The following is a 13292-nucleotide window of genomic DNA, read 5'->3' on the forward strand; positions in this document are numbered from 1 at the left end:
TCAGGTGTGGTCTGCTTCAGGAGGATTGCCGTGCTGCGAGCGTGCCCTGAGGCTCTTGCCGAAACCGCGCAGCACACCCACCAGCGCGCCGAGGGCCAGGCCGACATCCGGGTCGCGGGCGAGCGAGAGCAGCTCACCGAGCCCGGCCCGCTCGCCTTCCTGCACGCGGCGCGCGCCTTCCCGCATGCCGTCGGCCAGCGCGCCCGAGACAGCACTGAGCGCCTGGGGTTCGACGCTTCCCAGCACCTTCACCAGTTCGAGCGCGTTGCGCAGCGCGCGCACGCTGCCCGGCTCGTTCAGGATTTCCAGCGCCTGAAAACTCAGGCCCTCGCCGCCCTGCACGAGCCGGGTGAGCGTGTGCAGCACCTTGTGCTCGTGCAGTTCACGCAGCAGTTCGAGGGCTTCGACCAGTGCGTCCGCACTCTCGGCAGTGCCTTCGGCGAGGCGTTCGGAAGGCGTAGGCAGCAGCACGCGTGGATCGAACTGCAGGGCTTTTGCCATCAGTCATCACCTCCGATCAGCTCAGGCGCAACGTGGCGGGCCAGCTGCATGCGTCCCGGCAGGTGACCGGGAAACACATAATCGGCGCGGCGCCATTTGCGTTCGACCTCGACACCCCGCTGGGGAGTCGGCTGCCCATAACGGTGGTTCCAGCGTGGCAGCGGGCTGTCACCCATGTCGGGCAGGACTTCCAGGCGCACGGCGGTGTCCTTGTAGGCGGGCGTGTGGGTGCTGAGATCGGTGTGACTGCCCGTGAGGCGGTTGACCATGTGCGGCGCCTCCTGTGTGTTCATGGGCACGTATACCTGCTTGCCGAACACCCGTCCTGACACCAGAACCCGGCCCTTGATGGCGCCGTGCCGCGACACGAGCCGCACAAAACGCCCGTTTTCCAGGCCGCGCTCGCGGGCGAGTTCCTCGGAGACTTCGATGAACATGCCCGGCACCTTGTGGGTGATGCCCGGCGACTTGTAGGTCATGTTGCCTTCGTGGAAGTGTTCGAGCATGCGCCCGTTGTTGAGGTGCAGGTCGTACTCCTCGTCGAGGGGTTCAAAGCGCCCGATGAATTGCGCCGGGTACAGGCGCGCCTTGCCGTCCGGGAAGGGAAAGCCTTCGGTGAAGAGCAGCGGCGTGTCACTGCCGTCGGGCAACACCGGCCACTGCAGCGATTTGAAGCCTTCCAGGCGCTCGTAGGTGACGCCCGCATACAGGGGAACGAGGCTGGCGATCTCGTCCATGATCTCGCTGGGGTGCTGGTAGTTCCAACCGGCGCCCAGCGCGTTGGCGACTGCCTGAATGATCTCCCAGTCGGGTTTGCTCTGTCCGAGCGGTTCGAGCGCGCGGTAGAGGCGCTGAATGCGCCGCTCGGTGTTGGTGAAGGTGCCGTCTTTCTCCAGGCTGGGGCTGGCCGGCAGCACCACGTCGGCGAACTCGGCCGTGCGGCTGAAAAACACCTCCTGCACCACGAAGAATTCCAGCATCTCGAAGGCCTGATCGACGTAATTGATGTTCGAGTCGACGAGGCCCATCTCCTCGCCCTTGAGGTACACCGCCTTGATCGTGCCCGCGTGGATGCCGTGCACCATCTCGTGGTTGTCGAGTCCCTTGTTGGTGGGCAGCTCCGTTCCCCACTTCGCGGCAAACTTGGCACGCACCCCTTCGTCGTTGATGCTCTGGTAACCGCCGACGAAGTTCGGCATGGCGCCCATGTCGCTGGCGCCCTGCACATTGTTGTGGCCGCGCAGCGGGTAAGAGCCCGCGCCCGGGCGCATGTAGTTCCCGGTCACCAGCAGCAGGTTGCTGATGGCGGTGGAGGTCTCCGAGCCGCCACACTGCTGCGTGACACCCATGGCCCACATGATGCAGGTACCGTCGGCATTCACGATTTCGTGCGCGATCTGGCGCAAAACATCCTGTGAAATGCCGGTGATCTCCTCGGCGCGTTCCAGGGTGTACTCCTCGATGCTCGCCCTAAATTCGTCGAGGTCGTTGACCCACCGGGCCAGGAATTCCTTGTCCTCCAGGCCCTCATCGAGAATGAATCTTGCCACGGCGCTGAGCCACACGAAGTCGGTGCCGGGGTTGGGGCGCACGAACAGGTCAGCGCGCTGTGCCATTTCGTGTTCACGCAGGTCGGCCACGATCAAGCGCTGCCCACGCAGCTTGTGCGAGCGCTTGACGCGCGTGGCCAGCACCGGGTGCGACTCGGCGGTGTTGGTACCGATGCCGATCACCAGCCCGGCCTGCTCGATGTCGCTGATGCTGCCGCTGTCTCCGCCGTAGCCCACCGTGCGCCACAGTCCCATGGTGGCGGGCGACTGGCAGTAGCGCGAGCAGTTGTCCATGTTGTTGGTGCCGATCACCGAACGTGCGAGCTTCTGCATCAGCCACGACTCCTCGTTGGTGCACTTCGAGGAGGCGATGAATGCCAGCGCGTCGGGGCCATGCGCGGCCTTGATTTCGGTCATGCGGCGCGCGATGTAGGACAGCGCCTCGTCCCACGACGCTTCACGGAAGGTGTTGCCTTCGCGGATCAAGGGAGTCGTGACGCGCCGGTCGCTGTTGACGTAATCCCAGCCGAACTTGCCCTTGATGCAGGTCGAGACGCCGTTGGCCGGGCCGTGGGTGGGCTCGACCTTGAGGATATGTCGGTCCTTGGTCCACACCTCGAAGCTGCACCCCACACCGCAGTAGGTGCAGACCGTCTTGGTGCGCTTGATGCTCTCCTCGCGCATGGCGTGCTCGGTGTCCGACAGACGCAGGATCGGGCCGTATCCGACGCTGGGCTCGGCGGCTTTCACCAGGTCCACGGCCGAGTTGAAGATCGGCAGCGGCAGGTCGGTCATCAGGCCCGCTTCGCCCAGCATGCTCTTTTCCATCAGGGCGTTGCACGGGCAGACGGTGACGCAGTGGCCGCAGCTGACGCAGCTGCTCTCGTCGATGGGCCGTCCGCCGTCCCACAGCACACGCGGGTTGGGGTCTTCCCAGTTGATCGTGAGCGTCTCGTTGACCTGCAAATTCTGGCAGGCTTCCACGCAGCGTCCGCACAGAATGCACTGATCAGGGTCGTAGCGGTAAAAGGGATTGCTCTCGTCTTTGGGGTAGGGCTTGGGGTGGTAAGGCGTGACCTGATGCTCGACGCGCAGCAGCGCGGTGGTGTTGTGCACCACGCAATTGCCGTTGTTGTTGTCGCACACCGTGCAGTACAGCAGGTGGTTGCCGAGAATCTTGTCGAAAGCTGCCGCGCGTGACCTCCGTGCCGCCTCGGTTTCGGTGCGTACGCTGAGGCCTTCGGTCACCGGGGTGCCGCAGGAGCGCACCAGCTCACCGTTGACCTCCACCAGGCAGGTATCGCAGGTCTGAATCGGGCCCAGCTGCGGATGGTAGCAGACCTGAGGAATTTCCAGGCCGGCCCGGTTGATCACTTCGAGCAAAGGCTCACCTGCACGGGCACGCTGAGGCGTTCCGTTCACCGTCACCTGCAGTTCATTGGTGTTCAAGCTGGCCTCCGCAAGCGAATTGTTGGCATAGGTGCCTTTCATACTCGTCATGCAGGGGCGCTCGGAAATGTAAAGCGTCCCAGCTTGTGAAACCTCGCTGAACAGACGGTGATCGTCGGCGCGCGTTCCTCGTCTGGTTTCTGCCATATATATTTGGCCTACCCGGAGCCGGAGGCACAAGGCCGCGCTGGAAGAGCAACCGCCCGTGAACAGGTGCACCCATCGTCAGCACGGTATGGGCGACTTCCCGGTGCCTGCAGAATAAGGTGAGACCCGGGCTGGAGGTTTCGATGTCACGGGCGACAGTGGTGCTGCCTGAACCTGCAGAACACCGGCTCGATTGTTCAGCGCGCGACCTTTTTTCCGGGCAGCGCCTCGCAAGTCGCCGCTTCGGGCAGCCTGCTGCCTGCAGGTGGCCGTCACGAAAGGACCGCAATGTTCGAACTGTTCAACTGGATCTCCTCGCCCGAAGCCTGGATTGCCTTTGCTACGCTCGTCGTGCTGGAAGTCGTTCTGGGCATTGATAACATCATTTTCATCTCGATTCTGGCCGGTAAACTGCCCACCGCCCTGCAAGCCCGCGCCCGCACGATCGGTCTGCTGCTGGCTGCCGGAATGCGCCTGTTGCTGCTGGTCTTCATCGCCTTTATCGTCCGCCTGACCACGCCGCTCTTTACCGTGCTCGGCCAGGAGATCAGCGGACGAGATCTGGTACTGATCGCAGGTGGGTTGTTCTTGCTGTACAAGGCCACGCGCGAAATTCACGAAAAGCTCGAAGGCCAGGATCACGCAGGAGTGGTGCGCGCAGCACCGACGTTCGCGGCGGTGATCGCGCAGATTCTGGTGGTGGACATGGTGTTTTCACTTGACAGCATCATCACCGCCGTCGGCATGGTCGATGACATCGGCGTGATGGTCTCGGCCGTGCTGGTCACGGTTGCGGTCATGCTGGCCGCAGCCGGACCGATCAGTGCTTTCGTGAACCGCCATCCGACGGTGAAGATGCTGGCACTGAGCTTTCTGCTGCTCATCGGCACGACCCTGATTGCCGAAGGACTGGACTTCCACGTTCCCAAGGGCTACATCTATTTCGCCATGGCCTTCTCGGTCCTGGTCGAGATGCTGAACCTGCGTACCCGGAAGGGCAAACCCGTCGAGTTCAACGAACCACACCAGGAATCCGTCTGAGCCTGTTTCACCTTCTGGATCAGCAACTCCAGAAGGTGAAGCGGCGCGGGCAGGCGTCCTGATGGGCCTACGTACTGCCCAAAACGCGGGAGCCTGGGCGTCCGCACCGGGGCACTATTCGAAGGTCACCAGCTGGCGCACTGCCTGACCGGCGGCCAGGGCGTCGAAACCCGCGTTGATGTCCTGCAGCGCCAGCGTGCCCGTCAGCAGCCGCTCGACGGGCAGCCGTCCAGCCTCCCACAAGGCAATAAAACGCGGAATGTCGCGGCTCGGCACGGTCGAGCCCATGTACGAGCCCTTGACGGTGCGCTCCTCGGCGACCAGCGACACTGCCGGAATCGAGAAGGCCCGGTCCGGTGCCGGAAGCCCGACGGTGGTGGTGGTGCCGCCACGGCGGGTGGCCTGATAAGCCTGGACGAGTACCCGCTCGCTGCCCACCGTTTCGACGACATGCTGCGCGCCCCCACCGGTCAGCTCACGAATAGCGTGCACCGGATCGTCCTGGGCCGCGTGAACCACGTGGGTGGCCCCCATCTGCCGGGCGAGGTCAAGCTTCGCTTCCACGACGTCCACGGCAATGACAGGGTGGGCGCCGCTGGCCACCGCGCCCATCACCGCGCTCAGGCCCACCCCTCCCAGGCCAAAGATGGCCGCGCTCATGCCGGGTTCGATTCGGGCGGTGTTCATGACCGCGCCCACGCCGGTCAGGACGGCGCACCCGAAGAGCGCGGCTTCGCGCAACGGAACGTCCGGATCGATGCGTACCACGGAGCGTTCGGACAGCACGGCGTGGCGGGCAAATCCCGAAACGCCAAGATGGTGATGCAGTGGGCCATCGTCGGTGCGGATGCGCCGCACCCCCGACAGCAGGGTTCCGGCCGCGTTGGCTTGCGCGCCCGGCTCGCAGAGGGCCGGACGTCCGGTCGCGCAAGGAAGACAGTGCCCACATGACGGTACGAAGGTACAGACAACGTGGTCGCCAGCCGCAACGCTCCGGACACCTGGACCGATCGAGACGACCACGCCACTGGCCTCGTGACCCAGCAGCATCGGCAGGGGACGCGGCCTCACGCCCTCGATCACCGAGAGGTCCGAGTGGCACAGTCCCGCGGCGGCGACTTCCACAAGGACTTCTCCTTCACCCGGAGGATCGAGCCGCACCGTCTCGATGCTGAGGGGCCGCGAAGTGGCATACGGCCCCGGTGTGCCCATGAAGCGAAGAACGGCGGCAGTCGTGAGCATGTGTCTCCTTGATAGGTCAGCGCGTCCTGACACGGCAGAAAGAATGTTACGAGCACCAAAGGGATTTCCGGCAATGTCTTGCCAGCCCAGTATTGCCCGGGAGGCGGATGGGGACCGCCAAGGTAGGAGCTTGGCCAGTCACACAGGCCGACCCGAGGCAGAGCAGCACTGACGTCACATCAAACGAAACTGCAGTGTGGCGCCCACAAAAGGTGAGTCTGGACGGCACCGTGACCTTACTCTTAACGTGATCGCAAAGCAAATCGCTCCGCGAGGCGCTTGGTCATGGCCGTAGCCAGAGGCACCATGCTCAACCAAGCATCACAGCTGACTCAGTGTCATTCTGAGCGCCGTCGCCCAGGATGTTCTCACGCCCCGACCCATTCCACCCGGCACGGTACCGTGTGACGCGGGAGCAGGAAATCAATTGCCGGCTGGATCTGACTGGCACGCCCCTCCGCTGCCCGAATAGTCCTGGCCGAAAAGCGTACAGTCATGATGTGCTGGAGAACTGACCACCGAAGGTCCTGGCTGCTATTGCGAATGTCTTCAAGTCTCCCGCCACCGGACTGGCATCGACTTGGCGTTCGCCCGGGCAAGTTCGGTGTTTAGCCATCCGCTGCCCCGACAGCCTAAGAAAACGCCACCTCTTTCCTACTTGTCATCCACCACGCTGGATTAGGCTGCCCGCATGAACCGCCTGTCGCACGAAACGAGCCCGTACCTGCTGCAGCACCAGGACAATCCGGTCGACTGGTTTCCTTGGGGACCCGAGGCCTTTCAGAAGGCCCTGAACGAAAACAAGCCGATCCTGCTGTCCATCGGCTACTCGACCTGTCACTGGTGCCATGTGATGGCCCACGAAAGCTTCGAGGACGAAACGGTCGCGGGATTCATGAACACCCATTTCGTGAACATCAAGGTCGACCGCGAGGAGCGGCCCGACGTGGACGCGGTGTACATGAGCGCCGTGCAGGCCACCACTGGCTCGGGTGGCTGGCCGATGACCGTCTTCCTCGATGCGCAGGGTCGCCCGTTTTACGCCGGTACTTACTTTCCACCGCGAGACGCGCACGGCATGCCCAGCTTTTCGCGGGTGCTCGCTGGAGTTGCGCAGGCCTGGAACGGGCGGCGTCAGGACCTGATGCAGAATGCCGAAACGCTCACACAGCACCTGCAAAGCGCCGGGAGGCGCGAAGGCAGCGAGGCCCTGCCCGCCGACTTTACTGCGCGCGGCCTGGCACAGGTGCGCAAGCTCTTCGACGCCCGTCACGGAGGCTTTGGCTCGGCGCCCAAGTTTCCCGCACCCACGACGCTCGCGTATCTGCTGACCCAGCCGCAGGCGCGCGACATCTCACTGACCACCCTGCAAAAAATGGCCGCCGGTGGCCTGTACGATCAGCTGGGAGGTGGATTTCACCGCTACAGTGTCGACGAGCGCTGGCTGGTTCCGCACTTCGAGAAGATGCTCTACGACAACGCCCAACTCGCGCGAGTGTACCTGCAGGCCTATCAGCTGACGGGTGAGGCGTCCTTCACCCAGTTCGCGCGTGAAACGCTGGAGTACCTGGAGCGCGAGATGCTGTCACCCGAAGGCGGCTTTTACAGCGCGCAGGACGCCGACAGCGAAGGCATCGAAGGAAAATTCTTCGTCTGGACGCCCCAGGAACTTCAGGCCATTCTGGGTGACGACGCCGCGCTGGCCGCGCGCTTCTGGGGCGTCACGGCCGAGGGGAATTTCATGGACCCGCACCACCCGGACTTCGGGCGGCGCAGCGTGCTGTCGGTGGTGGCCAGTCCGACTGAACTGGCCGAGCAGTTCGGTCTGAGTGAGCCTGACGTGCGCCGCCGCCTGGAGGCCGCCCGTCGGCGGCTGTGGGAAGAGCGCGAGTTGCGCGTTCACCCGGGCACCGATACCAAGGTACTGACCTCCTGGAATGGACTCGCCCTGGGCGCCTTTGCGCTGGCCGCGCGCGTGTTGCGCGAGGAACGCTTTCTGGACGTGGCCCGACGCAATGCGGACTTCGTACGCTCGCATCTGCGAAGCGAGGACGCGACCCTGCGTCACAGCTACAAGGACGGTCAGGCCAGGGTACAGGGCCTGCTCGAAGACCACGCCCTGTACGCGCTGGGACTGATCGAGCTGTACCAGGCGAGTGGCCACCTGCCTCACCTGGAATGGGCCCGAGAGCTCTGGAACGTGGTCGCCACCGAATTCTGGGACCAGGAGGGCGGCGCCTTCTGGAGCACCTCTGCGCGCGCGGAAACGCTGATCACCCGTCAGAAGGACGCTTTCGATTCGGCAGTGATGAGCGACAACGCGGCGGCGGCCCTGCTGGGCCTGTGGATGGGCCGCTATTACGGCGACCCGCGCGGAGAAGAACTCGCGACGCGGACCATCGGCACCTTCGCTGCCGACATGCTGGCCGCGCCCAGTGGTTTCGGTGGTTTGTGGCAGGCACACGCCCTGCTGACGGCGCCGCACGTCGAGGTTGCGGTGCTGGGGAGTTCGCAGGCACGCGCGCCTTTCGAGGCCGAACTCGCCCGGCATTTTCTGCCGTTTGCTGCCCTCGCGCCCAGCGAGGCAGGCAGTGGGCTGCCGGTGCTGGAGGGTCGCTCGGGCGAAGGTGTGGCGTATGTGTGCCGCAACTTCGCCTGCGACCTGCCGGCCCGTGACACGGCCACGCTCGGGCAGCAGCTGAACGCACTGACTCAGGCCCGTTGACTGCAGAATCGAAGCAGCAGGCGCTCAGGAGGCCGGAAACACCCCTCCCTCTGAGCGCCTGGGTGAAGCCGGGCGGATTCACCCCTTCTGAATGCAGGTGGATGCGCTCAGTTGCGGAAGATCACCTGCTCGCGGCTGAACGACCGCAGGGCCAACAAGGTAAAGAGCACGGTGTACACCAGATTCGACACGATCGCGGTGACGGCGTTCGCGGGCAGCAATGCGCCCTTGATGATGTCCAGAATCACCAGCGCGCCGTTGACCAGCGGGATGGCGTACAGCAGGGGCGTCTTGGTGAGGAAGTCCGAAAACTGCAGCATGAACAGCGGAATGATCAGCACGATGGCAATGGGCGTGAGGTACGTCTGTGCCTCCTTGTACGAGCGGGCGAAGACAGCAATCGACAGCAGGATCGCCGAAATCAGCAGGGCCGCACTGACCGCCACGGCCAGCAGAATCAGCAGCTCACCCGCCCCGACGGCGAGGGTTCCCCCCAGGGCGCTCGCGAACGCCTCTCCAGCCACCTGCTCGGGCAGCACCAGGCGACCCAGCGGCCCCGCCAGCGCGAAGCCCGCCACCCCGAAAACGGCGCTCGCCATGGCAAAGAGTGTTGTGGCCAGCAGTTTGCCCACCACCACCTCCGAGCGCCGCACCGGCGAGACCAGCAGTACTTCCAGCGTGCCACGCTCCTTTTCTCCGGCAGTCGAGTCGATGGCCGTGGCCATGGCGCCCGCCAGAATGAACTGCAGCAGGAAGTACGGAATGATGAAGCCGAGCGGTCCACCCGAACGTTCCTGTGTCGTGGCCGCGTCGACCGCTTCGACGCGCAGGGGTGCCAGAAAGGTTTCGTCGAAACTCAGCTCGCGCAGTTTCGCCCGTACGAGCGTGTCGTTGTAATCACGCAGGGCGTCACGCACCTTCTGCGCCGCCCCGGCCTGAATCCGCTGATCGCTGGACTTGCTGTAGAGCTTCACGGTCGCCTGGCCTTCACCTGCCCCGCCGGGCAACCGGGCGGGCAACTCGAGAACCGCCTGCGCCTTTCCGCTCTGCACGGCCTGCAGTGGTTCGCGTACGTCCACAAGGTCAACCCCCGAGCGCAAAACGCTTCCGTCCGGTGCACGCTCGCTGCGGGTCAGGCGTTCACGCAACCCTTCGGGCAAACTGGCCAGTCCAACGACCCCCACCGTTTGGCGCCGTTCCTGCTCACCCCCGAAGGTGCGCGACAGCAGCAACGGAAACGCGATGGTGAACAGCGGAATAAAAATCAGGGGCATCACGATGGTGCTGACCAGAGTGCGCCGGTCGCGCAGGGTAGAGACCAGTTCCTTGTAGGCGACTTTCCAGATGAAGTGGCCGCGCATCAGGCCACACTCTGTGGAGCGCGCCGTTCCTGTCGGGCCCGGTCTTGCAGCAGCGAAAAAAAGGCGCGCTCCAGGCTGGGTTGCGCGGTTGAGCGAAGCAGCCCCCCGACCGTATCCACGGTCAGCAGTTCTCCGCCTTCGATGATGGCCAGCCGGTCGGCCACTTCCTCGACTTCGGCCATGACGTGCGTGCTGTACAGGACCAGCTTGCCGGGCGCCCGGTAACGCAGCACGAAATCGAGCAGAGAGCGGCGCGCCAGCACGTCGAGACCGCTGGCGGCCTCGTCGAGAATCAGGACCTGCGGATCGTGCAGCACCGCGCGGGCGATGACGATTTTCTGCTTCATGCCCGTCGAGAAGTCGCCGCTGCGACGCCCCAGGGTCTCGCCGAGGTCGAGCAGACCGTCGAGCTCGTCGATGCGCCGATCCGTGCGGGCGTCGCTGAGGCCATAAAATCCGCCGAAGTAGCGCAGGATCTCGCGGCCCGTCAGGCGGTCGTACAGCCCCATACCGCCGTTCACCACCCCGATCAGTCCTCTCACCCGTTCGGCGTCGCGGCGCACGTCGTACCCTGCCACCCGCGCGCTTCCGGCGGTGGGCGAGAGCAGGGTGGCCAGGATGCGCAGCAGCGTGGTCTTTCCTGCACCGTTGGGGCCCAGCAGACCAAAGACCTGTCCTTCCCCGGCCTGAAAACTCACGTCGCGCAACGCATGAAACGAGCCGTAGCGCTTGCTCAGATGTTCGATGTGCAGCATGTTGACCTCCGAAGGTCCTACGCGAGGTTACGCGGCGAAGTTGCGCACCGATGACCGGCTGCTCGCGCGGCTTCGTGATGGGCGCCCCACGGGACCTGCGCCGCGACCTCGGCAGAGACCCCGTGGGGCGCTCACTTGTTACAGCTGATGCGAGAACGTGGGTACGGTGGAGGGTTCGTCTGCCGTGCCGTCCGGATCGAGGTCGGACATCGCGCCCGGGTCTTCCCCGGCGCCCAGTGCGGCCGCACTGGGCGCCGCCTCTCCCAGTTCAAGACGGCCCCGCGTTTCGTTGGCCGAACTCAGCTCGGCCTCGTGGTGACGGGCGAGTTCCCCAAAGCCCTGCAGCAGCGCACGGTACTGCGCGAGGAACTGGGCGCGTTCGGCGCGCAGACGCGAGAGGCTGTTTTCCAGTTCGCTGCGGCGCGCCATGGCTTCCTGTTCGATAGCGCTCGCACGGTTGCGGTACTGCTGTTCCAGTTCAGCCTGCCGCACCTGGTAGGCATGCTCCAGCTCGGCATGGCGGGCCTGGAACTGCTGCTCGAGGTGCTGCTGCCCGAGACGCGCGTCGGTAAAGACGCGCTCCCGGTCGGCTTCGGCTTCGCGCAGCATCAGCTCGACTTCCTTCTGCGCGCTGGCACGCATTTCGGTGGTGATCCGTTCGGCGGCCACCAGGGTCCGCTTGAGTTCGTCCTCGCTGTGGCGGTACTCCTCCAGGCGCCGCTCCTGTTCGGCAAGTCGCTCGTGCAACAGTTGCTGTTCGCGGAGCAGCTCCTCGACATGGTCGGAGAGTTCGGTCAGAAAGGCCCGGACCTTACGCCGCGCGTAGCCGGAAAGTGCCCCGGAGAATTCCTGATGTCGGATGTCAAGCGGCGTAAACTTCATCGGGTCCTTCATTGCACGGTCCTTGATTGCGCTGTGTCCTTCATGAACAGAGCCCTCCCCACCCTCACCAGGGTGGCGCCGCAACCGATGGCTTCGGCGTAGTCGTCACTCATTCCCATGCTGAGTTCGGAAAGTCCCAGTTCATGGGCGCGCGCGGCGGTATCACGAAAAATGCGGTGCGCCGCTTGCCGGTCACCCTCGGGCGCCATGACCATCAGTCCTCGCACGCGCAGACCCAGTTGCGACACCTCATGGTATACCGCGCGAAGCTCGCCCGGCGCCACGCCCTGTTTCTGTGCCTCGCCGTTGTGCACCTGCAGCAGCACGTCCGGAACGTCTCCCCACCTGTCGCCCAGGCGGGCCAGTTCGGCGGCGTGATCGCGGCGGGTGAGCGAGTGCACCAGTGAAACACCTTGCAGGTACTTCAGCTTGTTGGTCTGCAACGCGCCGATAAAGTGCCACTGTGGATGAAGGCCAAGAAGGCCCAGTTCGGCGCGCTTGTCGCGCAGTTCCTGGCCCTTGCTTTCCCCCAGCGCGAAGGTGCCATGTGACAGCACGCATTCCCGAATTTCCGGCGCGCCGTGGCCCTTGGTCACCGCCACGAGCCGTACGCTTCCCGGCGATCGGCCAGCCCCGGCCTCGGCTGCCCGGATGTGCGCCAATACTTCTGGAAGTCCCATCAGCGTCAGCTCTTCACAGCGTCGCCACGATGTCGCGCACCAGGCCCGCCAGCCTCTGCGCGCTGGCCTGCGCCACCCGGATGACCTCCTGTTCACCGGCGTGCTCGTGGTGCTCGGGAATCGCCAGATCGGTGATGGTCGAGATTCCGATGACCCGCGCGCCCAGGTGGCGCGCCGCAATCACCTCAGGGACAGTGCTCATGCCGATGGCGTCGGCGCCCCAGGCACGGTAGGCGACCAATTCGGCCCGACTGGCGTAGGTCGGACCGGAAATGCCGATGTACACGCCGTCGCGCAATTCCTGATCGCGGGCACGCGCGAGTTGCTTGACCCGTTCGCGCAGTTGCGGGTCGTAGGCGTCGAACATGCCCGGAAAGCGTTCGCCAAAACGGGGTTCGTTGGGGCCGATGAGTGGGTTGGTGCCGGTAAAGTTGATGAAATCGCGGTGCAGCATCAGGTCGCCGGCTTTCCACTCGGCACGCAGACCGCCCGCTGCCGAAGTGATCACGAACACCCGGGCGCCGAGCGCATGGGCCACGCGCACCGGAAAGACGACCTGCCCGGGAGTGTAGCCCTCGTAATAGTGCACCCGGCCCTGAAACGCCACCACCGGTCGGTGGCCAAGCTCACCCAGCACGAGCGCACCGGCGTGACCGGGCGCAGTCGAGACCGGAAAGTGAGGAATCTCGGCGTAGGGTATCTTGATGGCGTTCGTCAGCTCGTCGGCCAGACCACCGAGTCCGGAACCGAGGGTCAGGCTCACCTCGGGAATGAGGTTCGCCCGCTCGCGCACGAAGTCACGCGCTGCCATCACGTCGTCAAAATGCGTCATGTCCGCATTGTGGAGTCTGCCCTGGCGCACGGCAAGGCACACGACACGCGAGGGCGAAGTCGGGGTAAAGGCTTTTTCATGCTTCTCAGGGCTTTTATAGTGAGTGTTGTTTGACTGGGCGTCGTGT

General features: G+C 64.6%; 10 protein-coding genes. 2 read left to right on the forward strand and 8 right to left on the reverse strand.

Going from position 1 to position 13292, the window contains the following annotated elements; all coding sequences use genetic code 11:
- Complete coding sequence (locus tag DEIPE_RS00500; RefSeq protein ID WP_015234023.1) at nucleotides 1–501, reverse strand: helical membrane plugin domain-containing protein; 501 nt, start codon at nucleotides 499–501, stop codon at nucleotides 1–3.
- Nucleotides 501–3542 (reverse strand): formate dehydrogenase subunit alpha, encoded by a 3042-nt coding sequence (fdhF, locus tag DEIPE_RS00505; RefSeq protein WP_157448716.1) that lies wholly within the window; start codon nucleotides 3540–3542, stop codon nucleotides 501–503. The genes DEIPE_RS00500 and fdhF overlap by 1 nt, the downstream gene beginning before the upstream one ends.
- A 393-nt stretch (nucleotides 3543–3935) precedes the next feature.
- Between fdhF and DEIPE_RS00510 the strand changes: the two genes are divergently transcribed.
- Nucleotides 3936–4688, forward strand: coding sequence for a TerC family protein (locus tag DEIPE_RS00510; protein WP_015234025.1), 753 nt, complete (start codon nucleotides 3936–3938; stop codon nucleotides 4686–4688).
- Nucleotides 4689–4802: 114 nt separating this feature from the next.
- Here DEIPE_RS00510 and DEIPE_RS00515 read toward each other — a convergent pair whose 3' ends face one another.
- Nucleotides 4803–5930 carry a zinc-dependent alcohol dehydrogenase family protein gene (locus DEIPE_RS00515; protein WP_015234026.1) on the reverse strand — a complete coding sequence of 376 codons (1128 nt, stop codon included), beginning with the start codon at nucleotides 5928–5930 and terminating at the stop codon, nucleotides 4803–4805.
- Nucleotides 5931–6621: 691 nt separating this feature from the next.
- Here DEIPE_RS00515 and DEIPE_RS00520 point away from each other — a divergent pair.
- Nucleotides 6622–8655 carry a thioredoxin domain-containing protein gene (locus DEIPE_RS00520; protein ID WP_015234027.1) on the forward strand — a complete coding sequence of 678 codons (2034 nt, stop codon included), beginning with the start codon at nucleotides 6622–6624 and terminating at the stop codon, nucleotides 8653–8655.
- 107 nt (nucleotides 8656–8762) lie between these two features.
- On the opposite strand, the gene DEIPE_RS00525 is transcribed toward DEIPE_RS00520, so the two are convergent.
- The 5 genes from DEIPE_RS00525 to DEIPE_RS00545 all read right to left on the reverse strand — a co-directional run bounded on the left by DEIPE_RS00525 (nucleotide 8763) and on the right by DEIPE_RS00545 (nucleotide 13165).
- On the reverse strand, nucleotides 8763–10016 hold the full coding sequence (locus DEIPE_RS00525; RefSeq protein WP_015234028.1) for an ABC transporter permease: 1254 nt from the start codon (nucleotides 10014–10016) through the stop codon (nucleotides 8763–8765).
- The gene (locus DEIPE_RS00530) at nucleotides 10016–10771 is read right to left on the reverse strand and encodes an ABC transporter ATP-binding protein (protein ID WP_015234029.1); all 756 of its coding nucleotides are present in this window, start codon (nucleotides 10769–10771) and stop codon (nucleotides 10016–10018) included. The genes DEIPE_RS00525 and DEIPE_RS00530 overlap by 1 nt, the downstream gene beginning before the upstream one ends.
- A 138-nt stretch (nucleotides 10772–10909) precedes the next feature.
- A complete protein-coding gene (locus DEIPE_RS21830; protein WP_015234030.1) occupies nucleotides 10910–11665 on the reverse strand; it encodes a DivIVA domain-containing protein in 756 nt (251 codons plus the stop codon).
- Nucleotides 11662–12333, reverse strand: a complete 672-nt coding sequence (locus DEIPE_RS00540; RefSeq protein ID WP_015234031.1) for a YggS family pyridoxal phosphate-dependent enzyme — start codon at nucleotides 12331–12333, stop codon at nucleotides 11662–11664. Before DEIPE_RS00540 ends, DEIPE_RS21830 begins: the two co-directional genes overlap by 4 nt.
- A gap of 13 nt (nucleotides 12334–12346) precedes the next feature.
- Nucleotides 12347–13165: a purine-nucleoside phosphorylase gene (locus DEIPE_RS00545; protein ID WP_041230608.1), complete on the reverse strand. Its 819-nt coding sequence runs from the start codon at nucleotides 13163–13165 to the stop codon at nucleotides 12347–12349.
- Nucleotides 13166–13292 lie beyond the last annotated feature (127 nt).

It is taken from the genome of Deinococcus peraridilitoris DSM 19664 (assembly GCF_000317835.1).
GTDB classification, from domain to species: domain Bacteria; phylum Deinococcota; class Deinococci; order Deinococcales; family Deinococcaceae; genus Deinococcus_A; species Deinococcus_A peraridilitoris.

Excerpts from the sequence above, each read along its gene's own strand:
- DEIPE_RS00515 (WP_015234026.1), bottom strand. The coding sequence starts at position 5,930 with ATGCTCACGACTGCCGCCGTTCTTCGCTTCATGGGCACACCGGGGCCG.
- DEIPE_RS00530 (WP_015234029.1), bottom strand. The coding sequence starts at position 10,771 with ATGCTGCACATCGAACATCTGAGCAAGCGCTACGGCTCGTTTCATGCG.
- DEIPE_RS00500 (WP_015234023.1), bottom strand. The coding sequence starts at position 501 with ATGGCAAAAGCCCTGCAGTTCGATCCACGCGTGCTGCTGCCTACGCCT.
- DEIPE_RS00510 (WP_015234025.1), top strand. The coding sequence starts at position 3,936 with ATGTTCGAACTGTTCAACTGGATCTCCTCGCCCGAAGCCTGGATTGCC.
- fdhF (WP_157448716.1), bottom strand. The coding sequence starts at position 3,542 with ATGAAAGGCACCTATGCCAACAATTCGCTTGCGGAGGCCAGCTTGAAC.
- DEIPE_RS00545 (WP_041230608.1), bottom strand. The coding sequence starts at position 13,165 with ATGACGCATTTTGACGACGTGATGGCAGCGCGTGACTTCGTGCGCGAG.
- DEIPE_RS00520 (WP_015234027.1), top strand. The coding sequence starts at position 6,622 with ATGAACCGCCTGTCGCACGAAACGAGCCCGTACCTGCTGCAGCACCAG.
- DEIPE_RS21830 (WP_015234030.1), bottom strand. The coding sequence starts at position 11,665 with ATGAAGGACCCGATGAAGTTTACGCCGCTTGACATCCGACATCAGGAA.
- DEIPE_RS00540 (WP_015234031.1), bottom strand. The coding sequence starts at position 12,333 with ATGGGACTTCCAGAAGTATTGGCGCACATCCGGGCAGCCGAGGCCGGG.
- DEIPE_RS00525 (WP_015234028.1), bottom strand. The coding sequence starts at position 10,016 with ATGCGCGGCCACTTCATCTGGAAAGTCGCCTACAAGGAACTGGTCTCT.